Origin of the sequence: Anaeromyxobacter terrae, from assembly GCF_022690685.1 — a bacterium.
GTDB classification, from domain to species: Bacteria; Myxococcota; Myxococcia; order Myxococcales; family Anaeromyxobacteraceae; genus Anaeromyxobacter; species Anaeromyxobacter terrae.
Window position 1 is genome coordinate 63,789 of sequence record NZ_JALCYY010000020.1, and the last position, 22,836, is coordinate 86,624.

General features: G+C 73.6%; 17 protein-coding genes. 12 read left to right on the forward strand and 5 right to left on the reverse strand.

Annotated elements, in window-relative coordinates; genetic code table 11:
- Positions 1–19 precede the first annotated feature (19 nt).
- The 5 genes from pdxA to mfd all read right to left on the reverse strand — a co-directional run bounded on the left by pdxA (position 20) and on the right by mfd (position 8,120).
- Positions 20–1,144 carry a 4-hydroxythreonine-4-phosphate dehydrogenase PdxA gene (gene pdxA, locus MNY62_RS11180; protein ID WP_242344236.1) on the reverse strand — a complete coding sequence of 375 codons (1,125 nt, stop codon included), beginning with the start codon at positions 1,142–1,144 and terminating at the stop codon, positions 20–22.
- Complete coding sequence (locus MNY62_RS11185) at positions 1,141–2,121, reverse strand: peptidylprolyl isomerase (protein WP_242344237.1); 981 nt, start codon at positions 2,119–2,121, stop codon at positions 1,141–1,143. Before MNY62_RS11185 ends, pdxA begins: the two co-directional genes overlap by 4 nt.
- Entirely contained in the window at positions 2,118–3,071 is a 954-nt protein-coding gene (locus tag MNY62_RS11190) for a peptidylprolyl isomerase (protein ID WP_242344238.1), read from the reverse strand. Before MNY62_RS11190 ends, MNY62_RS11185 begins: the two co-directional genes overlap by 4 nt.
- Before the next feature lie 2 nt (positions 3,072–3,073).
- Positions 3,074–4,078: a peptidylprolyl isomerase gene (locus MNY62_RS11195; RefSeq protein WP_242344239.1), complete on the reverse strand. Its 1,005-nt coding sequence runs from the start codon at positions 4,076–4,078 to the stop codon at positions 3,074–3,076.
- Positions 4,079–4,325: 247 nt separating this feature from the next.
- On the reverse strand, positions 4,326–8,120 hold the full coding sequence (mfd, locus tag MNY62_RS11200; protein WP_408629082.1) for a transcription-repair coupling factor: 3,795 nt from the start codon (positions 8,118–8,120) through the stop codon (positions 4,326–4,328).
- Between the two features lie 415 nt (positions 8,121–8,535).
- Between mfd and MNY62_RS11205 the strand changes: the two genes are divergently transcribed.
- The 12 genes from MNY62_RS11205 to thiL form a co-directional block, all read left to right on the forward strand.
- The gene (locus tag MNY62_RS11205) at positions 8,536–9,135 is read left to right on the forward strand and encodes a tetratricopeptide repeat protein (protein WP_242344241.1); all 600 of its coding nucleotides are present in this window, start codon (positions 8,536–8,538) and stop codon (positions 9,133–9,135) included.
- A gap of 9 nt (positions 9,136–9,144) precedes the next feature.
- Positions 9,145–10,206 (forward strand): heat-inducible transcriptional repressor HrcA, encoded by a 1,062-nt coding sequence (gene hrcA, locus MNY62_RS11210; RefSeq protein WP_242344242.1) that lies wholly within the window; start codon positions 9,145–9,147, stop codon positions 10,204–10,206.
- A gap of 161 nt (positions 10,207–10,367) precedes the next feature.
- On the forward strand, positions 10,368–11,051 hold the full coding sequence (locus MNY62_RS11215; RefSeq protein ID WP_242344243.1) for a nucleotide exchange factor GrpE: 684 nt from the start codon (positions 10,368–10,370) through the stop codon (positions 11,049–11,051).
- Between the two features lie 7 nt (positions 11,052–11,058).
- Positions 11,059–12,885: a molecular chaperone DnaK gene (gene dnaK / locus MNY62_RS11220; RefSeq protein ID WP_242344244.1), complete on the forward strand. Its 1,827-nt coding sequence runs from the start codon at positions 11,059–11,061 to the stop codon at positions 12,883–12,885.
- A gap of 170 nt (positions 12,886–13,055) precedes the next feature.
- Positions 13,056–14,186, forward strand: a complete 1,131-nt coding sequence (gene dnaJ, locus MNY62_RS11225; RefSeq protein WP_242344245.1) for a molecular chaperone DnaJ — start codon at positions 13,056–13,058, stop codon at positions 14,184–14,186.
- A gap of 210 nt (positions 14,187–14,396) precedes the next feature.
- Complete coding sequence (locus tag MNY62_RS11230; RefSeq protein ID WP_242344246.1) at positions 14,397–16,463, forward strand: penicillin-binding protein activator; 2,067 nt, start codon at positions 14,397–14,399, stop codon at positions 16,461–16,463.
- A gap of 130 nt (positions 16,464–16,593) precedes the next feature.
- Positions 16,594–17,562: a site-2 protease family protein gene (locus tag MNY62_RS11235; protein WP_242344247.1), complete on the forward strand. Its 969-nt coding sequence runs from the start codon at positions 16,594–16,596 to the stop codon at positions 17,560–17,562.
- Positions 17,563–17,639: 77 nt separating this feature from the next.
- The gene (locus MNY62_RS11240) at positions 17,640–18,041 is read left to right on the forward strand and encodes a hypothetical protein (protein WP_242344248.1); all 402 of its coding nucleotides are present in this window, start codon (positions 17,640–17,642) and stop codon (positions 18,039–18,041) included.
- A gap of 101 nt (positions 18,042–18,142) precedes the next feature.
- Positions 18,143–20,080 (forward strand): ATP-dependent DNA helicase, encoded by a 1,938-nt coding sequence (locus MNY62_RS11245; protein ID WP_242344249.1) that lies wholly within the window; start codon positions 18,143–18,145, stop codon positions 20,078–20,080.
- A 136-nt stretch (positions 20,081–20,216) separates the two neighbouring features.
- Complete coding sequence (locus tag MNY62_RS11250; protein WP_242344250.1) at positions 20,217–20,906, forward strand: GTP-binding protein; 690 nt, start codon at positions 20,217–20,219, stop codon at positions 20,904–20,906.
- The gene (locus MNY62_RS11255) at positions 20,903–22,297 is read left to right on the forward strand and encodes a sensor histidine kinase (RefSeq protein WP_242344251.1); all 1,395 of its coding nucleotides are present in this window, start codon (positions 20,903–20,905) and stop codon (positions 22,295–22,297) included. The genes MNY62_RS11250 and MNY62_RS11255 overlap by 4 nt, the downstream gene beginning before the upstream one ends.
- Before the next feature lie 6 nt (positions 22,298–22,303).
- Positions 22,304–22,836 (forward strand): thiamine-phosphate kinase (gene thiL / locus MNY62_RS11260; RefSeq protein ID WP_242344252.1); only part of this gene is annotated, 533 nt, incomplete at its 3' end.

A 22,836-nucleotide genomic window follows, 5' to 3' on the forward strand; every position in this document is an offset into this window, starting at 1 on the left:
CTCGCCGGGCGAGCGGCGCTCAGCGCCGTCGCAGCCGGCGGGGCGCCTTGGCGCGCACGCCCGCGATCCGCGCCGCGAGCCGGAGCGCCGCGATCATCGAGGCCGGGTTCGCGACGCCCGAGCCGGCGATGTCGTAGGCGACGCCGTGATCCGGGCTCGTCCGCACGATGGGGAGCCCGAGCGTCACGTTCACCGCCGGATCGCCCGCGACCGCGTCGAGGAGCTTCACCGGGATGAGCCCCTGGTCGTGGTAGAGCGCCACCACCGCGTCGAACTCGCCGAGCGCGGCGCGGAAGAACACCGAGTCCGCGGGGAAGGGGCCGCGCGCGCGCGCGCCCTGGCTCGCCGCGCGGGCGAGCGCAGCGGGGAGGAGCGTCGTCTCCTCGTCGCCGAAGGCGCCCTCCTCTCCGGCGTGCGGGTTCAGGGCGGCGAGGGCGAGCCGCGGGCGCGCGAGGCCCAGGTCCTCGCGCAGCGCGCGGTGGGTGATGACGAGCGTCTCCGCGATGCGCTCGGGGGTGAGCGCGCGGCGGAGCTTCGCGAAGGCGACGTGGTTCGTGACGAGCGCGATCTTGAGCTTCTCGCCGGCGAGCATCATCACCGAGCGGCGCACCCCGCAGCGCGCCTCGAGCCACTCGGTGTGACCGACGAAGCCGGGGAGCGCCCGGGCGACCTGCGCCTTCGACACCGGCGCGGTGGTGAGCGCGTCGGCGTCGCCGCGCCGCACCGCCTCGAAGGCGGCCTCGAGGGCGGCGAGCTGCGCCGCGCCTGCGCGCGGGTCGGGCCGGCCGGGGCGCACCGCGCCGGCGGGGAGCCGGGTGACGGTGACGAGCGCGCCCTCCGGCGGGAGCGGCGCGCCGGGGACGACGAGCGGGAGCCCGCTCGAGGAGAGCTCGCGCGCGAGCACGCGCGCGTCCCCGAAGACGTAGGGGACGAAGGCGCCGCGGAGGGCGGTGAGCGCCTTGGCGGTCACCTCGGCGCCCACGCCGGAGGGGTCGCCGAGGCTCACGGCGATGCGCGGCAGCGCGGGGAGCCGGGCGCGCTCCGGCCGTGCGCGCGCGGCGGCGCGGCGCCCCGGCGCGCGGGACGGCGAGACGATGGCGCGCGGCGCGGCGGCGACGTCGTCCCGGCGCGCGCGCACGCTCACTTCTGCAGCTCGGGGAGCTTCGGCTCGATGAGCGCGTCGCGGCGCAGCTCGGCGATGAGCTGCGTCCGGTAGGTGCCGGCCTGCTGGTCGACGAGGTGGGCGCGGATCTCCTCCTTCGCGTCCTCGAACGACTTCTCGCCCGCCACGCGGCGCTCCTCGACCTTGAAGACGTGCAGGCCGGGTCCCGCGCGCACGGGCTTCGAGAGCTCGCCCGCCTTCAGGGCGAAGGCCGCGTCCTCGAGCGCCTTCTCGATGGTGCCGCGCCGGAGCCAGCCCAGGTCGCCGCCCTCGGCGGCGGAGGGGCCCTTCGACACCTCGCGCGCCACCGCGGCGAAGTCCTCGCCGGTCTTGAGCCGCTGCAGGACGCGGGTCATCTGCTCCTGCACCTTCGCCTCCTGCGCCTTCGTGGCGTTGTCGGGCACCGGCAGGAAGATATGGCGGACCTTCACCTCGTCCTCCCCGCCGAACTCCTGCGGGTGGGACTGGTAGTAGTTGCGCAGGTCGTCGTCCGAGACCTTCACCTTGGCGCGCACCTGGTACTGCAGGACCAGGAACGCGTCGTACTCGCGCTTCACGTTGGCGCGGAAGGTCGCGCGGTCGAGCCCCTGCTCCTTGAGCGCCCGATCGAGCGCCGGCTCGTCGAAGTTGTTGCGCTTCTTGATGTCCTCGACCGCCTCGTCGATCTGCTGCTCGGTCGCCTCGAGCTGCAGCTCGGCCGCCTTCGACTGGAGGAGCCGCTCGGCGATCACGTCCTCGAAGGCGCGCTTCAGCGCGGCGGACTGGGCCTGGTCGCGCTCCGGCCCGGGGCTGAGCTGCTCGGCCTTGAGCAGCGCGGGGCCGGCGCGCTCGGCGAGCTCGGAGAGGGTGATCACCTCGCCGTTCACGAGCCCGGCGACGCGGTCGACGATCTGGGGGCTCGGGCCGGCCGCCGGTGCGGCGGCGAGGAGGGCGAGCAGGGGGAGGGCAGCTGAGGTCACGGAGTCACTCCGGCGAGGGCCTTCTCGTCGATCTCGATGCGGGCACGCTCGCGCAGGGCCTTGAGATAACCGTCCTGGGCCCGCGCGCGCTTCTCGCGGGTGAGCTTCTCGGCGATCTCGGCCCGCGCCTGGTCGAGGGTGCGCCGGGCCGCGGCGCGCCGGTCGACCACCTTGAAGATGTGGAAGCCGTAAGGCGAGGGGGTGACGTCGCTCACCTTGTTGAGCGGCAGCGTGAAGGTGACGTCGAAGACCTCCGGGAACCCGGAGCCGCGCCCGATGTAGCCGAGGTCGCCGCCGGCCTTGCCCTCCGGGGCGATCGACGACTTGCGCGCGACCTCCGCGAAGGTCTGGGGGTTCCTGCGGAGGCGGTCGCGGATCGCGAGCGCCTCCTCCTTGGTCGAGACGACCACCTGGAGCACGTGCACCCTCTCCGGCTCCTCGAACTCCGCCGCGTGGTCCGCGTAGTAGCGCTGGATCTCTGCGTCGGCGACCTGCACCTGCGGGAACACCTGCTCCTCGAAGAGCCGCTCGATGGTGAGCTGGTCCTTGAGCCGACCCTTGAGGTCGGCCTGGCCGAGGCGCTGCTGGGCGAGGAGGTCGTCGAAGTTCGAGCCGGGGTACTCGGCGCGCACCCGCAGGAACGCGCGCTCGACCTGGTCCTGGCCCACGACGATGGACCGGGCGCGCGCCTCCTGGAGGAGGAGCGCCCGATCCACCAGCTCGTCGAGGATGCCGCGGCGGAGCGTGTCCCCCCCCTCGGCCTGCGCCTCGCCGGCGCGCGCCTCGCGCAGCTCGCGCGCGAGCACCTCGGCGCCGATGGGCTCGCCGTTCACGAGCGCCACGGGGCGCGGCGCGGGCGGCGCGTCCTTCTTCGCGCCGCCGCACCGGCCGCAGCCCGCGCCGGCGAGGACGCCGAGCGCGACGAGCGGGATGAGGAGCCTCGCGCGCACGCCTACTTCGCCGGCGGCGGGACGGGGGTCGCGCTCGGCATCGGGCCGTGGGGCATGACCCCCGTCATCCCGGTGCCCGGCATCCCGGGGGCGCCCGGCGCGGCGGCGGAGACCTCCACCGCCTCGAGCGCCTTCTCGTCGACCGAGATCTTCGCCTCGTCCTTGAGGCGCTTCAGCCACTCGTCGAACTCCTTCGTCTTCTTCTCGCGGTAGAGCTTGTTCGCGATCTGCGCCTTCACCTGATCGAAGGAGCGGTTCAGCTCCTCCTGCTGGGCGGTGAGCTTCAGGAGGTAGAGGCCCTTCGGCGTCTGGACGACGTCCGAGGTCTGCCCGGCGGAGAGCGCGAAGGCGGCGTCGGCGAGCTCCTTCGAGTAGGCCGCCGTGAGCTCCTCGTGCGACTTGTACTGCAGGTCGCCGCCGGCGTTCTTCGTGGCGGCGTCCTCGGAGTACTGCGCGACCGCCTGGTTGAAGGCGAGCGGGTTCTTCTTCTCGTCGGCCTTGATCTTGGCGAGCGCGGCCTTCGCGGCGGCGAGCTTCTTCGCGCGCTCCGGCGAGCCGGCCGGCGCCTCGAACACCACCGCGGCGACGCGCACGCGCTTCGGGCGGAAGTAGTCCGGCTTGTGCTCGTCGTAGTACTTCTGGAGCTCGGGCTCGGGGACTTCCTTCGCGCGCTCGAGGTCCTGGAAGTTCTTCTGGACGAGCTTCTGGACCATGATCTTCTTCAGGGTCATCTGCACGTCGGGGTCCGTCGCGAGCCCCTGCTTCTCGGCCTCCCGCGCGAGCACCTCGAAGCGGATGAGGTTGTCGAGGAACTCCTTCTTCCGCTCGAGGGTCGAGTAGCGCGCGCGGATGAACGGCGACTGCTCGTCGAGGCGGGCCTTGAACTCATCGGCCGTGATGGTGACCCCGTTGCCCTTCGCGATCACGGGGCCGGACTTCTTGTCCTTCGGCGACTGGCAGGCGACGGCGAGCGCGCAGAGGCCGATGACGAGGGAACGGCGCAGCATGCGGGTGCTCCTTCGGGAAGATGTGCGGAAAAGGCCGGTCAGCCAACGCAGGACCACGCCCCGTTCTTCCCTGCCGGGGGCCCGGGCGCTGGCTTGGAGCGGCTGAAAAGAGCACGGAACGAGGGGGGGATCAAGGACGCGACGCACCCGCGCGAGGCCCCGCCGCATCCCCTGCGCCCGGGCGCGCACCCGCGGTCGAAACGCCTTTCATGGCGGCCGCTTGCCGGGGCGGCCGGCGCGCCGCCGCTCACTCGGGCCGCGCGCAGCGCGCGAGGCCGGCGAGGAGCACGCGGGCGGCGCCGAGGAGCTCCCGCCCGGTCGACAGCTCCATCGCCGGCGACGGCACGAGCCCCACCGCCGCCTTGCCGACCGGGACGGGCGCGGGGCGCGCCGCCTTGCCCTTCGCCCCCTTCGCCGGCTTGCCGGGCGGCACCTTCGCCGGCGGGGGCTTCGCCCCCCCGAGCGAGGAGACGAGCTTCATGTCGGGGGTGAGCCGCAGGGCGCCGCCCGAGGCGGCCACGTGCTTCGCGAGCAGGAAAGGGTCGAGCGCGGCGGTCTCGCCGAGGGTGAGGACGAGGCGGCCGGGGCCGGCCTCGATCGCGCGGATGCGCAGCGCGCGCAGCCGCACCTTCACCGCCATCACGTCGCAGAGCGCGTCGAGCTCCTCCGGCGGATCGCCGCAGCGGTCGATGATCTCGGCGCGCACCTCGTCGAGCTCCTCGTCGGTCGTCGCCTGGGCGAGCCGCTTGTAGAAGTAGAGCCGCTGGTGGACGTCCGGCATGTACGGGTCGGGGATGAAGGCCGGCACCGGGAGCTGCACGTCGGGGTCGATGTCCTCGCGCGGCGGCTCGCCCTTGAGCTCGCGCACCGCCTCGTCGAGGAGCTCGGAGTAGAGCTCGAAGCCGACCGCCTCGATCTGGCCGGACTGGTCCTTGCCGAGCAGGTTCCCCGCCCCGCGGATCTCGAGGTCGTGGCTCGCGATCTTGAAGCCGGCGCCGAGCTCGCTGAAGCGCTGCAGCACCTCGAGCCGCTTCTGCGCGTCCTTCGTCACGGGCCGCCGCGCCGGGACGAGCAGGTACGCGTAGGCGCGCTCGCGGCTGCGGCCGACGCGGCCGCGGATCTGGTAGAGCTGCGCGAGGCCGAAGTGGTCGGCGCGGTTCACGATGATGGTGTTCGCGCTCGGGATGTCGAGGCCGCTCTCGATGATGGACGTCGCGAGGAGCACGTCGAGCTCCTTGCGGACGAAGCGGCTCATCACCTCCTCGAGCTTTCCCTCCCCCATCTGCCCGTGGGCGACGCCCACCCGCGCCTCGGGCACGATGTCGGCGAGGAACTTCTGCATCGCCGCGATGGAGCGGACGCGGTTGTGGACGAAGTAGACCTGCCCGCCGCGCTTCAGCTCGGTCTCGATCGCCTCCTTCACCACCTGCGGGTCGAACTTCATGACGAAGGTGCGGATGGCGCGCCGGTCCTCCGGCGGCGTGGCGATGATGGAGAGGTCGCGCACGCCGGCGAGGCTCATGTGCAGCGTGCGGGGGATGGGCGTCGCGGTGAGCGTCAGCACGTCGACGAGCCTGCGGAGCTTCTTCAGCCGCTCCTTGTGGGCGACGCCGAAGCGCTGCTCCTCGTCCACCACCACGAGGCCGAGCTCCTTGAAGTTCACGTCCGCGGCGAGGAGCCGGTGCGTGCCGACGACGACGTCGACCTTCCCCTGGGCGGCGTCCTTCAGGATCCGCTTCACCTCCTCGGAGGTCTTCATCCGGGAGACCGCCTCGATGCGCACCGGGTAGCCCTTGAAGCGCTCGCGGAAGGTGCGCTCATGCTGCGAGGCGAGCACGGTGGTCGGCACGAGCACCGCCACCTGCTTCTTCGAGAGCACCGCCAGCATGGCGGCGCGCATGGCCACCTCGGTCTTGCCGTAGCCGACGTCGCCGCAGACGAGGCGATCCATCGGCGCCGTGGCCGCCTCGCCGCTGCGCTGCTTGCGCATGTCCCGCACCACGTCCGCGATCGCCTTCGCCTGGTCGGGCGTCTCCTCCCAGGGGAACTCCGCCTCGAACTCGCGGAAGATCCCGTCCGGCTCGGCGAACTGGAACCCCGGGTGCGCCGCGCGCGCGGCATAGATGTCGAGCAGCTCCGCCGCCATCTTGAGGAGCTGCTCCTTCACCCGCGCCTTGCGGAGCGCGAAGGACTGCCCGCCGAGCCGGTCGAGCCGGACCGTCTCCGGGGAGGCGCCGGTGAACTTCTGCACCTGGCGGAGCTTCGCGACCGGCAGGTAGAGCCGGTCGGCGCCGTCGTAGGCGAGGACGAGGAAGTCGCCCTCCACCCCGCGGATCTGCATCTTGGTGAGGCCGAGGTAGCGGGCGATGCCGTGCTCGACGTGGACGACGAGGTCGCCGTCGTTGAGCTCGCGGAACGCCGCCGCGAAGGCGTTCTCCTCCTTCGTGCGCCGGGCCTTCTTGCGGACGCGCCGCCCGAAGATCTCCTCCTCCGCGACGACGGCGAGCCCCGCCTCGCCGTCCACGAAGCCCTGCGAGATCTCGCCCTGGAAGACGTGGGCGTGGATGGCGGGGTCGAAGATCGCCCGCGGGTCGCCGGGGGGGCCCTCGTGCGCGCGCACCGCCTGGCGCCGGTCCTCGAGGAGCCTCCGAAGCCGGTCGGCGGCGGAGGGCGAGCCGCAGGCGACGACCGCCGCGATGCCGCGCCGGCGCCACTCGTCGAGCCTCCGGGTGAGCGGCGCGAGCGCGCCCTCTTCGCCGTGGGCGGCCTCGATCTCGCCGCGGATGGCGTGGGTGTCCGAGAAGGAGAAGCGGATCGGCTCCGAGGTCCCGAGCCACACCCCGTGGCGGCGCACCGCCGGCCGCGCCGCGAGCGCGGCGAGCGCCTCGGCGGCGGGGAGGAAGTGCGCCTCGGGCGGGAGCGCCAGCTCCTCGCGGCCGAGGGCGGCCTCGTGCTCGCGGGCGAGCTCGGCGTCGAGATCCTGGAGCGCCTCGTCCACGCCGGCCGCGTCGTCCACGTAGGCGGCGGTGCCCGCGGGCAGGTAGTCGAGGAGCGTGCCGAGGCCGCCCGGGTGGAAGCCGGGGAGGAGCGCCTCCATCCCGAAGAACGGGGTGCCGGCGTCGATGGCGTCGAGCACCTCGCGCACCCGCGAGGTCGGCCGGTTCACGCGCTCGGCCGCGTCGCGCACCGCCGCCTTCGCCGCCTCCTTCCCCTCCTCGGAGAAGAGCGCTTCGCGCGCCGGGCAGAGGAGCACCTCGGCGACGTCGCCCTCGCTGCGCTGGGTCTGCGGGTCGAAGGCGCGGCAGCTCTCGATCTCGTCGCCGAAGAACTCGAGCCGCACCGGCGCCGGATCCGCCGGGCTCCACAGGTCGACGATGCCGCCCCGGATCGCGAAGGTGCCCGGATCCTCCACGAGCGGCGTGCGGGTGAAGCCGAGCAGGACGAGCTTCGCCGCGAGCGCCTCGCGCTCGATCGCGACGCCCTTGCCGAGCAGGTCCGCCCCTGCCTCGAACACGCGCCGCGGCACCATCCGCCGGGCGAGCGCGCGCGCCGAGACCACCACCGCCTTCACCGGTGCGAAAGCATCGGCGAGCGCAGGGGCAGCCGGATGAGGCTGCCCCGGAGCGAGCGGGGGTCTGGGGGGCGCAGCTTCGTCGCGCCCCCCAGCAAGATGCAGCCGGGCGAGCGCGGAGAGCCGCTCCATCTCCACGCCGCGGTCGGGCGAGAGGTCGTCGTAGGGCAGCACCGCGTCGGAGGGGACGCGCACCACCCCCTCCGGACCGAGGAAGAAGGCGAGGTCGCGCGCGAGCGCCTCCGCGTCCTCCTCGTCGGGGGCGACGGCCAGGACGGAGCGCGCCCGCCCGGGTCCGGGCGCGAGCAGGTCGCGCACCAGGTAGCCGCGGGCGGCGCCGGCGACGCCCACCACGTCGGCGCGCCGGTCGGTCTCGAGGGCGCGCCGGACGCGGGCGCGCGCATCGCTCGGGGGGGTCTCGTCTGAGGCAGGCTTCGTCGTGATCACGGCGATCGGCTCGGGGGGCGGCATCTTACTTGCGACGCCGCCCGGGGGGCGCGCCGCGTTTCATGCCCGCTCGGGACGCGGTCAAAAGGAAGAGGCGCCGGGCTCAACGGACGACCTTCGCCGTGCTCGCGCCGCCGCAGTCGCTCGCCCCCTGGGGAGCGTTCGCGACTTCGGAGGAGCGTTCACGCCGATCCTCGCCGTGCCCGACGCCTCAGCCCAGATCCTAACGCCCCCCCTCTCACCGCGCCCGCTGCGCCACCTGCTTCCTTGATCGCTCTCTGGGGCACCGCTACACTCGGACCAGCCCTGGAACGCCGTCGAGGCACCCGTGCGGCATTCGATCACTCGCTCCTCCATCGCTGCGGCCCTCGCGTCGCTCGCTCTCGCTGCGTGCGGCGGGGCGGAGCCTCGCCCGGCCGCTCGCGAGGATGCCGCCCCCATGCTCGCCACGCTCGCGAGCCCGCCGGGCGCCGGCTCGGAGCGCGTCCGGGCGGGCGACCTCTCGGGCGCCCGGGCGTCCTTCGAGGCGTCGCTCGCCCAGGATCCCGATCGCCTCGCCGCGCTCAACGACCTCGCGGTGAGCTACCTGCTCGAGGGGCACGCAGACGCGGCTCGGCGGCTGCTCGACGAGGTCGTCGCGAGCGGCAAGCCACGCGAGCAGCAGGCGGCGCTCGTGAACCTCGGCGAGCTGTACGCGGCGGAGGGCTACGTCTCCGCGGCCCAGGCGTACCTCGAGACGGCGCGCGCCATCGACGCCGCGCGACCCGAGCCCTGGTACGCGATCGCCCTGCTCGCCGACGGGCGCGGCGAGCTGGGTCCCGCGCACGCGGCGCTCGCCGAGGCCCTGCGGCTCGACGACGGCGGTGCGGCGCGGGCGGCGTTCGCTTACGTGTATCCGGAGGAGCGCGCCCACCTCGAGGCGCTCGTCGCCGAGGCGGCGGGCGACCGAGCGCTCGCGGGCGCGCGCTGGCGAGAGCTCTCCGGGAGCCGCTTCGCGGCCCTCGCCGCGGCTGCGGAGAGGCACCTCGCCGGCGAATAGGCGGAAGTGATGCCGGGGCCCACGGGCGAGCTGGACAGACGCGAGCGCGAGATCCTCCGCGCGCTCGTCCAGGACTACATCCAGACCGGCGAGCCGGTCGCGAGCCAGCCGCTGCTCGCGCGCCACGAGCTCGACTGCTCGCCGGCGACCGTCCGCTCGGTGATGGGCGACCTCGAGGAGCTCGGCTTCCTGGAGAAGCCGCACGCCTCCTCGGGCCGGATCCCCACCGAGCGCGGCTACCGGCTCTACGTCGACTCGCTCCTCAAGGTGCGCCCGCCGTCGGCGCAGGATCGGGATCGGATCGAGCGGCTCGCGCACGCCGCGAGCGACGTGGGGCAGCTCCTCGAGAGCACCGCCGACCTCCTCCACTCGCTCTCGCACCACGCCGGCGTCGTCACGACGCCGCGCCCGAGGGCCGATCCCGTCCGCCAGGTGGAGTTCGTGCGGCTGCGCGAGAACCGGGTGCTCGCGGTGTTCGTCTCCGAGGCGGGGATCGTCACGAACAAGCTCGTGCAGCTCGAGTTCCCCATGGCGGCGGCGGACCTCGAGCGCGCGGCGCACTACCTGAACGAGAAGATCCAGGCGCTCGCGGCGGCGGCGGAGACGCTCCCCGCCGTGCGCGAGCAGATCCTCGCCGACATGCGCGCCGACCAGAGCGCGCTGCACGACCTCCTCCAGATGGCGCTCTCGCTCGCGGAGCAGACCTTCGCGCCGGGGGAGGAGCGGGTGCTCGTCGACGGCGAGGAGAGCTTCCTCGACGCGCCAGAGTTCGCGAACGTGCGCAAGGCCCGGGCGCTGCTCAAGGCGTTCGCCGAGAAGGACCGCATCCTGCGCGTGCTCGACCGCGTGCTCACCTCGCAGGAGGTGCAGATCTTCATCGGCGCGGAGAGCGAGTTCGCGGTGGTGCCGGACGTCTCGGTCATCGCCGCGCCGTACGGGCGCGGCGATCACGTGCTCGGAACGCTCGCGGTGGTGGGCCCGACGCGCATGAACTACGCGCGCGTCATACCGCTCGTGGATCTCACCGCGCGCCACATCTCGCGCGCGCTCGCGGCGCTGTCGGACGGCTAGCGGGACCGGCGCACACGGACCGCGCGTCCGGGCTCGCTCCTCGCGGCGCAAACCTTGTTCCGCCCGTCGAGCCCGTGCCATGATGACCGGCGAGCGCGCGCGCGCGCGGCGCGAGGCGCGCCGGCCGCGTCGCGGGCCCCTTCGGATCACGATCGCGAGCGATGGCCGACACCCACGACAAAGGTGCCTTCCGGGCGGACATTCCCCTCGACGCCGTCGAGGAGGCGCTCCGCTCCGTCGAGCGGATCTCGGGGGGCGAGGCCCAGCCCGAGGCGGTGCCGCTCGAGGTGGAGGGCGCGCCCGCCGAGCCCGCCGAGCCCGCCGAGCCCGGCGAGCTCGAGCGGGTGCGGGCGGAGCTCGAGCTCTCCCAGGCGAAGGGGCGCGAGGTGCTCGAGAAGCTCCGCGCCGAGCACGAGAAGCTGCTCCGCGCCGCCGCCGATCTCGACAACTACAAGAAGCGCGCGGCGCGGGAGCGCGAGGAGGTGCAGCGCTTCGGGATCGAGAAGGTGGTGAAGGACGTCCTGCCCGTGCTCGACGGCCTCGACCGCGCGCTCGCCGCGGCGCCCGAGGGCGACGCGCTCGCGAAGGGCGTGCGGCTCGTGCGGACCACCTTCGAGCAGGCGCTCGCGAGGCACGGCGTCACCGCCTTCAGCGCGATGGGCGAGCGCTTCGACCCGGCCGTGCACGAGGCGCTCCTCCAGGTCGCGACCGACGCGGAGCCGCCGGGGACGGTGGTCCTCGAGCACGCGCGGGGGTTCAAGCTCAACGACCGGCTCGTCCGGCCGGCGATGGTGGGCGTGGCGATCGCGGCGCCCCCTCCGGCCGCGGGCGCGAAGGAAGGGTGATCGATCGATGGGGAAGGTGATCGGCATCGACCTCGGCACGACGAACTCCTGCGTCGCGGTGATGGAGGGCGGCGACGCCGTCGTCATCCCGAACAGCGAGGGCTCGCGCACGACGCCGTCGATGGTCGCATTCACGGACGGCGGCGAGCGGCTCGTCGGCCAGATCGCGAAGCGGCAGGCCATCACCAACCCCGAGTCGACCGTCTACGTCGTGAAGCGGCTCATCGGCCGCAAGTTCCAGGACCCCGAGGTGGCGCGCTCCGCCGGCCTCGTGCCGTACCGGATCGTGCCGGCCGACAACGGCGACGCGTGGGTGGAGGCGAGCGGCAAGGCGTTCTCGCCCGCCGAGATCTCCGCCATGGTCCTCGCGAAGATGAAGCAGACCGCCGAGGACTACCTCGGCGAGCCGGTCAGCGAGGCGATCGTCACCTGCCCGGCCTACTTCAACGACGCCCAGCGCCAGGCCACGAAGGACGGCGGCCGCATCGCCGGCCTGAGCGTGCTCCGCATCATCAACGAGCCCACCGCCGCCGCCCTCGCCTACGGCATCGACAAGCAGAAGGCGGGCGCGACCGAGCGGGTGGCGGTGTACGACCTCGGCGGCGGCACCTTCGACATCACCGTCCTCGAGCTCAACCTCGGCGTGTTCGAGGTGAAGGCGACGAACGGCGACACCTTCCTCGGCGGCGAGGACTTCGACCAGCGGCTCATCGACTGGCTCTCGCGGCGCTTCCGCGAGCAGACCGGCATCGACCTCACCCGCGACCGGATGGCGCTGCAGCGGCTCAAGGAGGCCGCGGAGCGCGCGAAGCACGAGCTCTCGAGCGCGACCGAGACCGAGGTGAACCTCCCGTTCATCACCGCCGACGCGACCGGCCCGAAGCACCTCGCCGAGACCCTCGACCGCGCCACCCTCGAGGAGCTGTGCGGCGATCTCATCGAGCGGACGCTCGAGCCGTGCCGCACCGCCCTCAAGGACGCGGGCGTCACCGTCCAGCAGATCGACACGGTCATCCTGGTCGGCGGCATGACCCGCATGCCGAAGGTGCAGGAGGTCGTGAAGCGCTTCTTCGGCAAGGAGCCGCACAAGGGAGTGAACCCGGACGAGGTCGTCGCGGTCGGCGCGGCCATCCAGGGCGGCGTGCTGAAGGGCGAGGTGAAGGACGTCCTCCTCCTCGACGTGACGCCGCTCTCGCTCGGCGTCGAGACCGCCGGCGGCGTGTTCACGAAGATCATCGACAAGAACACCACCGTCCCCTGCAAGAAGTCGCAGGTGTTCTCGACCGCGGTCGACAACCAGCCGCTCGTGTCCGTCCACGTGCTGCAGGGCGAGCGCGGGATGGCCGCCGACGACAAGACCCTCGCGCGCTTCGAGCTCGTGGGCATCCCGCCCGCGCCCCGCGGCGTCCCGCAGATCGAGGTCACCTTCGACATCGACGCGAACGGGATCGTGCACGTCTCGGCGAAGGATCTCGGCACCGGCAAGCAGCAGCAGATCCGCATCACCGGCTCCTCCGGGCTCACCGAGGAGGAGATCCAGCGGATGATCCGCGACGCGGAGGCGAACCGCGCCGACGACGTCGTGAAGAAGGAGCTCGCGGACCTCAAGAACAACGCCGAGGGGCTCATCTACACGACCGAGAAGAGCCTCGAGGAGTACGCGAGCGCGCTCGCCGAGGGCGATCTCGCCGAGATCCGGGCCGACCTCGACGCGCTGAAGGCGACGCTCGAGGGCAGCGACCCGGCCGCCGTGAAGGAGGCGCTCGGCCGGCTCGAGGGCAGCGCCTACCGGATCGCGGACGCGATCTACGCGCAGCAGGGCGGCGGCAGCTAGCCGGCGGCCTCCACCGAGCGGGCCGAGGAGGCGAGCTCCAGCCGGCTTCCGGGGTGGCGCCCGCGCCTCACCTTTGCGGGCGAGGGCGGGCAGGCCGAATTGTCAGCCCCGTTGCGTGCGTTATATTGCCGCCGGCGCGGGCGGTCCGCTGCGGAAGGGCGCGAAAAGACGTGGATAAGCGAGACTACTACGATGTCCTGGGCGTCGAGCGCGCCGCGGACGAGCAGGCGATCAAGACCGCGTACCGGAGGCTCGCCCACAAGCTCCACCCGGACAAGAACCCGGGGGACAAGCACGCCGAGGAGCAGTTCAAGGAGGCGTCCGAGGCCTACGAGGTCCTCTCGGATCCCGACAAGCGCGCGCGCTACGACCGGTTCGGGCACACGAACGGAGGCATGCCCGGGGCCGAGGGGTTCCCGTTCGGCGGCGGCGCCAGCATCAACGACATCTTCGGCGACATCTTCGGGGAGATGTTCGGCGGCGGCGGCGCGCGGCGGCAGCAGCGCCAGCGCACCCGCGGCTCGGACCTCCGCTACCACCTCGAGATCGGCTTCGAGGAGGCGGCGTTCGGGACGGTCGCGCGCATCACCATCCCGCGCCCGAAGGCGTGCGAGGCCTGCCACGGCTCCGGCGCGAAGCCTGGCACGGGCCCGAAGACCTGCCCGACCTGCGGCGGCGCGGGCGAGATCCGCCTCACCCAGGGCTTCTTCTCGATCGCCCGCACCTGCCACCACTGCCAGGGCTCGGGCCGCGTCATCGTCGACAAGTGCCCGGCCTGCGGCGGACAGGGCGCGCTCCGCGAGGAGGCGACCGTGGAGGTGAAGGTCCCGCCCGGCGTCGACACCGGCACGCGCCTCAAGCTCTCCGGCGAGGGCGAGCCCGCGCCGGTCGCGGGGGGCAGCCCCGGCGATCTCTACGTCGTGCTGCAGGTGCGCGACCACCCGATCTTCTCGCGCGAGGACACCGAGGTCCTCTGCGAGATGCCCATCTCCTTCGCGCAGGCGGCGCTCGGCGCGACCATCGACGTCCCCACCCTCGACGGGCCGGCGAAGCTCAAGGTCCCGGCGGGCACGCAGAGCGGGAAGGTGTTCCGCCTGAAGGGGAAGGGGATCCCCGCGCTGTCGGGCGGCGGGCGCGGCGACGAGCACGTGCGCGTCCTCGTCGAGACGCCCACCCACCTCGGCAAGGAGCAGCGCGAGCTGCTCGAGCGCTTCGCCGCGCTCTCCGGCGAGGAGACTCACCCGCAGGCGCGGAGCTTCTGGCAGAAGGTCGGCGACCTCCTGCGCGAGGCGAAGGGGTAACTTCCACGCAAGGCGCACGAGCCCGGAGCCGAGGCGGGCAACCGCAGCGACGCGCGCCGAGGCGCTCCTTCGACGGGAGCCGCGCACAGCGGCGCCTGGCAGTGCGCCGCAGGCGCAAGGAGCGAGGACGCCCGCCGCAGGCCCGGGATCGTGCGCCGAGCCGGGGAATCTGTTCCCACCCTGCGGGTTCCGCAGTAGATCGGGGTTCCCATGCGCGTCGCCGCCCGGAAGGTGCTCGCTTTCCTGTTCCTCGCCCTCGCCGCCTGCCCGAAGCGGGTGGTCGTGAACGGCCAGGAGATGTCGGTCGAGGACGCGGACGCGCTCGCGCGCCGCGACCTCGAGGGCGTGCGCGCCGAGGGGAAGGGCCTGCCGCCCGCCCAGGCCGCGGCGCGGCTCGAGGCGTTCGCGGCGCGCTACCGCGGCGTGCCGGCCGGTGGCGACGCGCTGCACGAGGCGGCGGAGCTCCGGCGCGCGGCGGGCGATCCGGCCCGCGCGGCCGAGGACCTCCGCACGCTGCTCGGCGAGCACCCGCTCCACCCGCGCGCGGTCCAGGCGAAGTACCTGCTCGCCCTCTCCGACATCGAGCTCGGGCGGACCCGCGATGGGCTCGCGAGCCTCGCCACCCTCTACGAGAAGCTCCCCGCCGAGGCTCGCCCTGGCGCGGCCGCCCGCGCCGCCGAGGCCGCGCTCGCCGCCGGCGCCGAGGCCGACGCGGTCCGCTGGCTCGCGACGCTCGCCGAGACGCAGGACGGCGAGGCGCGGACGAAGACCCTCGCGCGCGCCACCGCGGCGGTCGACGCGCTCGGGCTCGAGGACGCCGACGGGCTGCGCCGCGCGCTCCCGCAGGACTCGCCCCTCCAGGAGCCGCTCGCGATGAAGGTCGCGCGCGTCCACCTGCACCTGCGCGACTACGCGAGCGCGGAGCAGGCGGCGCGAGAGGTGTTCCTGCGCTGGCCGCACGGGCCCTACGCGGACGACGCGAAGCGGCTCGTCGACCGGATCTCGCGCCTCACCTACGTCCGCCCGAACGTGCTCGGCGTCGCGGTCCCGCTCTCCGGCAACTACAAGCGCTGGGGCGAGGCGATCCTGCAGGGCGTCTCGCTGGCGCTCGAGGGCTCGGGCGTGAAGGTCGCGGTGCGCGACACGCGCGGCGAGCCGGACGGCGCCGCCGCGGCGCTCGAGGCGCTCGTGCTGGAGGAGGGCGCCATCGCGGTGGTGGGTGGCGTCACGAACGCCGAGGGCGAGCGGGCGGCCGCGGCCGCCGAGGAGCTGCAGATCCCGTTCGTCTCGCTCTCCAAGCAGGAGGGGATCACCGCCGCCGGGCCGTTCGTCTTCCAGAACATGCTCACCGCGAGCGAGCAGGCGGAGGCGATCGTCGGCCTCGCCATGGGCAAGCGTGGCATGCGCCGCTTCGCCGTCCTCTACCCGTCGATGAGCTACGGCGTGGAGCTCGCGAACGCGTTCTGGGACGACCTCGAGGCGCGCGGCGGCGAGGTGCGCGCCGCCGAGACCTACGCCCCCGACCGGACCACCTTCACGCCCCTCGTGAAGAGCATGGTCGGCAAGCTCTACCTCGAGGACCGCAGCGACTGGCAGGAGCAGTCGCGCGAGATCGCCGAGAAGGAGAAGGACCCGTTCCGGCGCCGCAAGGCGCTCGAGAAGGCGCGCGAGAAGCTCCCGCCCATCGCCGACTTCGACGCGATCTTCATCCCCGACTTCGCGAAGAACGTGAAGCTCATCGCGCCCGCGCTGGCGGTCGAGGACGTCCTCACCCAGACCTGCGAGCCGGAGGCCGTCGAGAAGCTGAAGAAGCTCACCGGCCGCCCCGACCTGCGCCCCGTGCAGCTGTTCGGCGCGAACGGCTGGGGCGGCGACCCGGGGCTGTTCGACCAGTCGCCGGGCGGCGCGGGCCGCCACGTGCGCTGCGCGATCTACGTGGACGGGTTCTTCGCCGGCTCGGCGCGCCCGGGCACGAAGCGCTTCGTCGAGGCGTTCGAGCACAAGTTCCCCGGCCAGACGCCCACCATCCTCGAGGCGTCCGCCTACGACGCCGCGGGGATGGCGCGCCAGGTGATCGAGCACGATCGCGCCCAGACGCGCGCCGCCCTGCGCGACGGCCTCGCGGCGGTGCGCGGCTTCAAGGGCGCAACCGGCGAGCTCACGATGGGGGCCGACCGGACGCCCGAGCGCGAGCTGTTCTTCCTCACCGTCGACGCGAACGGTCTCCGCGAGATGAAGCCTGAGGAGCTCGCGGGCCCCGGCGCCGGCGGGATGTAGCCTCTCCCCGCGCGTCCCCCGCCTGCAGGTGCACTTGCGAGCGTCCTCTCCGCTCGGGATGGGGGCCGCCCCGGAGCGGGCGCCTGCCTGCCCGTGCCCGCGCCCGGGGCCGCCACTAGCTTGTCTGGGGATGGACGACGTCCTCGTGCGGCCCCGGCCGCGAGCCCGCTTCCCCGCGGCGAACCTCGCGCTCTTCCTCGCGACGCTCGCGACGACGGGATGGGCGGGGCTGCTCTTCTCGCCCGCCGCGGCGGACGTGCGCACCATCGGCGAGCTCCTCGGGCGCGTCCGCGATGCGCCGGCCGTGCTCCTCGAGGGGCTCCCCTTCGCGCTCTCGCTCGTCGGCATCCTCTTCACCCACGAGATGGGCCACTACCTGCTCGCCCGCCGCGCGCGCGTGGACACGACGCTGCCGTACTTCATCCCCGTTCCCTTCGGCGTCGGCACGCTCGGGGCGGTGATCCGCATGCGCTCGCCGATCCCGTCCCGGCGCGCGCTCCTCGACATCGGCGCCTCGGGCCCGCTCGCCGGGCTCCTCGTGGCGCTCCCGCTGCTCGTGTGGGGGCTCGCGCACTCCGAGGTCCAGGCGGTCTCGGCGGCGAGCTCGCCCGTCTCACCGTTCGGGATGCTCCTCTCCTGGCTCTCGGGCCGACCGTCGCCGGAGGGCACGGGCGAGGTGATCCACTTCGGCCACAGCCTCCTCACGCTCGCCGCACAGCGGCTCGTCGTCGGCCCGCTCGCGCCCGGCACCGACGTCGTGATGCACCCCGTGGCCGTCGCCGCCTCGCTCGGCCTCCTCGTCACCGCGCTGAACCTCGTGCCGGCCGGGCAGCTCGACGGCGGCCACGTGCTCTACGCGCTCTTCGGCCGCCGGCGCGCGCACGTCCTCGCGCGCGTCACGAGCGCCGGGCTGCTCCTCGCCGGAGTCTTCGGCTCCTGGAGCTGGCTCATCTGGTGGTTCCTCACCCGCTTCGTGGTCGGGCTCGGCCACCCGGCCGCGCTCGAGGAGGAGCCGCTCGGGCCGGGCCGGCGGGCGATCGCGATCCTGTCACTGCTCCTGTTCTTCGCGACCTTCGTCCCCGTCCCCATCTCGTTCTAGCGGGCGATCGCCAGGCCCCTCCGGTTCGCGGGACGGCGTTCGGCGCCGGGGCGTGATCGGCTAGACTCGCCGGTCCCATGACGTCGCCCGACGAGACCCTCCGCGCCTCCGCGCCGGAGCCGGAGGCGGACCCCGGCGAGGCCGAGGCCTGGGCGCGCGTCGTGGCCGCATGGGAGGACGAGGCGGTGCATGGGGCCTACCTCGCGCGCTTCCACGATCTCGCCGGGCTCGCCGTCGCCGGCCGGCGCTACCGCGACGCCCTGGCCGCGCGCCCGGAGGATCCCTTCGCGGCGCGCTTCCGCGACGAGGTGATCCGCCGGGCGACGGTGCAGGGGTTCGCGCTCCTGCCGAGGAGCGCGCCCACCCCCGCCCGCTCGGTGGGGCTCCGGCGCCTCCTCCTCGTCGTCGCGGCGGCGCTCCTCGGCGCGGCCGCGTTCGCCGCTTTCCACCTCCTCGCACCGCTCGGAGCCCGATCCTGATCCCCGCACCCGCCGCGCTCACCGTCGAGGACGTCCTCGGCCCGGACGGCCGCATCGCCGGGGCCCTCCCCGGCTACGAGCATCGCGAGGACCAGCTCGAGATGGCGCGCGCCGTCGAGCGCGCGCTGCGCGAGCGGCGCTACCTCGTCGCCGAGGCCGGCACCGGCACCGGCAAGACCCTCGCCTACCTCGTCCCCGCGGCGCTCTCCGGGCGGCGGGTCATCGTCTCGACCGCCACGAAGACCCTGCAGGAGCAGATCTGGGGGAAGGACATCCCGCTCCTGCGCGAGCGGTGCGGGCTCGACTTCGCCGCCGCCTACCTGAAGGGCCGCTCGAACTACTACTGCCTCGCGCGCGGGGCGGAGTTCGCGCGGGCGCCGACCTTCGCGGCGCGCGAGGAGGCGGCGCTCTGGCCGGTCATCGAGGCGTGGGCGCGCACCACCGAGACCGGCGACCGCAGCGAGCTCGACCTGCCCGACCAGCTCCACACCTGGAAGGACCTGTCGGCGACGACCGAGACCTGCACCGGCCGCGAGTGCGAGCGCTACGAGGACTGCTTCGTCACGCGGGCGCGGGCGCTCGCCGGGCAGTCCGACGTGCTCCTCGTGAACCACCACCTGTTCTTCGCGGACCTCGCCATGCGCACGAGCCGCGCGGGCGTGGAGATCCTCCCCGACTACGACGTCGTGATCTTCGACGAGGCGCACGCCATCGAGGAGGTCGCGACCGAGTACTTCGGGCTCCAGGTCTCCTCGTACCGGGTGGACGAGCTCGGCCGCGACGCGCTGCGCGCGGTGGGCGACCGCCCTGACCTCGCGTCGATGATGCGCGACGCGACCGGCGAGCTGCGCCGGGCCGGCGAGCGGTTCTTCCAGGCGGTCGCCGACGGCCTGCGCGCGGGCGGCGCCGGGGCCGGGCCGTCGCGCGGCTTCGGCGCGCGCGGCGCCCCGCGGGGCCGGAGCGCGCGGCGTCTCGCGGAGGAGGAGAGCGTGCGCGCGCCGCTCGCCGAGGAGATCCTCGCGCCGTGCGAGCGCGACCAGGCGCGCCTCGACTCCGCGCTCGAGGCGCTGCGCGAGCTCCTCGCCGAGGCCGAGGCGCCGCAGCTCGCGCAGATCGCGCGGCGCGCCGGCGAGCTGCGGGTGGAGCTCGCGGCGGTCACGGCGATGAAGGAGCCTTCCCGGGTGTACTTCGCCGAGGCGCGCGGGCGCGGCGTGTTCCTGCGCGCGGCGCCCATCGACGTCGCCGAGGAGCTGCAGGCCCGGCTCTACCGGCGCACCGACACGGTGATCTTCACGAGCGCCACGCTCGCCGCCCAGGGGCGCTTCGACTACTTCCGCCGCCAGGTCGGCCTCGCCCCCGAGTTCGACGTGGACGAGGCGCGCTATCCCGGCCCGTTCGACTTCCCGCGCCAGGCGGCCATCGTCTCGCCCGCCACGGTCCCCGAGCCGAACGCGCCCGGCTTCCTCGACGCCGCCGCCGGCGCGATCCGCGCGCTCACCGAGGTGACCGGCGGCCGCGCCTTCGTGCTCTGCACCTCGAACCGCAACATGCTCGCGCTGCACGCGGCGCTCCGCGACCTGCCCTACCAGGTGCTGCTCCAGGGGGAGCGCCCCAAGGCGCGGCTCCTCGAGGCGTTCCGCGCCGAGCCGTCGGTGCTCTTCGCGACGGCGAGCTTCTGGGAGGGCGTCGACGTCCCGGGCGACGCCCTGTCGCTCGTGGTGATCGACCGGCTCCCGTTCGCGCCGCCGGGTGACCCGGTCGTGGCGGCCCGGCTGCGCGCGCTCGAGGCGGAGGGGCGGGACGGCTTCTCCGAGCTGTCGGTGCCGGCGGCGGCCCTCGCGCTGCGCCAGGGCTTCGGCCGGCTCGTGCGCACCCGCGACGATCGCGGCCTCGTCGCGATCCTCGACCGGCGCCTCGTCACGAAGGGCTACGGCCGCGCCTTCCTCGCGACCCTGCCGAGGAGCCCGCTCCTCCGGAGCGTGGAGGAGGCGCGCGCCTGGTGGGAGAAGGGCGGGCGCGCCCCGGCGCACCGGCCGTGATCCCGGGCCCGGTGTGCGTCGAGGGAGCACCGGCTCCCCGTCCGAGCGGGCGTCCGTTCACCGCCGGGGGCGTCGGGGATCGCGCGCCGATCGGTTAGAGTAGCCCCTCGGGCGAAACGCCGCCCCCACCGACCGTATGGCCCAGTTCAACGCCGACACGCGCGAGATCGTCGTCAAGGTCGTCTATTACGGCCCGGCGCTGTCCGGGAAGACGACGAATCTCCAGTCGCTCTTCCAGAAGATCGATCCGAAGATCCGCGGGCGTCTCATGACGCTCGACACCAAGGACGACCGGACGCTCTTCTTCGACATGATGCCCGTCTTCTTCCGCACCCGGGCGGGCGTGAAGGTGAAGCTGAAGCTGTACACGGTGCCTGGCCAGGTGATGCACGAGTCCACCCGGCGCATCGTGCTGCAGGGCACCGACGCGGTCGTGTTCGTCGCCGACTCGCGCCGCAGCGAGGCCGCGCCCACGCTCGCCTACTGGAACAACATGCTGAAGAACCTGGAGGCGAACGGGCTCGACTACCGCTCCCTGCCCATCGTCATCCAGATGAACAAGCGGGACCTCGACGACGCGCGCGGCGACGGCGAGCTCGGCGATCTGCTCCGCGTGATCCAGCCGCGCATCGTGCCGGCGGTGGCGATCCGCGGCGACGGCGTCCTCGAGACCCTGCACGCGCTGCTCCAGGTCACCTACCGCACCCTCGACAAGCGGTTCGGCCTCGAGGCCACCTGGCAGGTGTCGGAGCGCGAGTTCCTCGGCCAGATCTTCTCGCACGTGGACGTGCGCGGCTCGCGGCTCGCGGAGGCGCCGGCGCGATGACGCTGCCGCCGTCCTTCCTGCAGCAGCGGCTGCCGCTCGGGGATCTGCTCGATCTCCGGGCGTTCGGCGACGTGTGCCATTCGTTCTCCGAGCTGTACCGCGTCGGGATCAAGGTGTTCGACGAGGCGGGCAACAAGCTCGTGGACGTGCGGGTGGGGAACGCCGACTTCTGCGGCTACATCTGGTCGAAGGCCGCCGGCCGCGAGGGCTGCATCGCCACGGTGGGCAAGGCGAAGGGCGAGCCGCTCCCGGAGGAGCCCACCGCGCTCGTCGTGCAGTGCTTCTCCGGCTGCCGCTACGTGGTGCAGCCCATCCTCTACGAGGGCGACCTCCTCGGCCGGGTGGTGTTCGGCCCGTTCGTCCCGGACGACCTCGCCGAGCTGCCCGCGTCCCTCACCGCCATCGCGCCCGACTTCGACGCGGACCTCGCGAAGGGCTACCAGCAGAAGATCCGGCGCGTCTCGGTCGCCACCGCCGAGAAGATCCTGAAGCACTTCATGGATCTCCTCGACGTGATGGTCTTCACCGGCCACAAGAGCCTCATCGCCGCGAAGCTCCACATCGAGGCGGTGCAGGAGAGCTACCGCGAGCTGCAGGAGAAGAACCGCGAGCTCGAGGACAGCTACGCGAAGCTGAAGGAGCTCGACCGGCTCAAGTCGAACTTCCTCGCCACCATGAGCCACGAGCTGCGCACCCCGCTCACGAGCGTCATCGGCTACTCGGAGATGATGCTCGAGGGGCTCGGCGGCCCGCTCACCGCCGAGCAGCGCGAGTACCTCGGCATCATCATGGAGAAGGGCGAGAACCTCCTGCAGCTCATCACCTCGATCCTCGACATCTCCAAGATCGAGGCCGGCCGGGTGCGGCTCGTGCTCTCCGACGTCGACGCCACCCAGATCATGCGCGACGCGGTGGCGACCGTGCTCCCGCTCGCGCGCAAGAAGGGGCTCAAGATCTCCTGCGAGGCGGGCGCGATGCCCCGCATCCAGGCCGACCGCGACAAGCTCCGCCAGTGCCTCGTGAACCTCTGCTCGAACGCGGTGAAGTTCACGCCCGCGGGCGGGGCGATCAAGGTCTTCGCCGAGGCGCTCGCGGGCGATCGGCTCGCGATCCACGTGGCGGACAGCGGCATCGGCATCGCCGAGGAGCACCTCGGCAAGGTCTTCGACGTCTTCTACCAGGTGGACGGCTCGTCCACGCGCGAGTACGGCGGCGCCGGCCTCGGCCTCGCGATCGTGAAGAGCTTCGTGGAGGCGCACGGCGGCGAGGTGGGGCTGCGCTCCACGGCCGGCGTGGGCACGACCTTCTCGCTCGTGCTGCCGCTCCGCCCGAGCGTCGCGCCCGCCTACACCCCCATCGTCCCGCTCGCCGCCGTCGGGCGCGCCTCCTAGCGCGGCATGCCCAGGCGGCCGCCGCCCGGCGAGTTCGAGCTCATCCGCCGCTTCACGAACGCCCTGCCGCTCCGCGGCGAGGGCGTGCGGGTCGGCCCCGGCGACGACGCGGCGGTGCTCGCCGCGCCTCGGGGCGAGGAGCTCGTCGCCACCGCCGACGCGGTGGTGGCTGGCGTCCACTTCGACCGCGCCTTCTCGCCGGAGGACGTCGGCTGGAAGGCGCTCGCCGTGAACCTGTCGGACCTCGCCGCCATGGGCGCGCGACCGCTGTGGGCGCTCGTGTGCCTGGGCGTGCCGCCCGGCGTGGGCGCCGCCGAGATCGTGCGCATCGGCCGCGGGCTCGGCGCCTGCGCGCGGCGCCACCGCATCGCCGTGGCCGGTGGGAACGTCACGCGGGCGTCCGAGCTGTCCGTCACCGTCACCGTCATCGGCGCGGTCCCCGAGGGGCGGGCGCTGCTGCGCAGCGGCGCGCGCGCGGGCGACCTCGTCGCCGTCACCGGAACGCTCGGCGACGCCGCGCTCGGGCGCGCCCCGCGGGC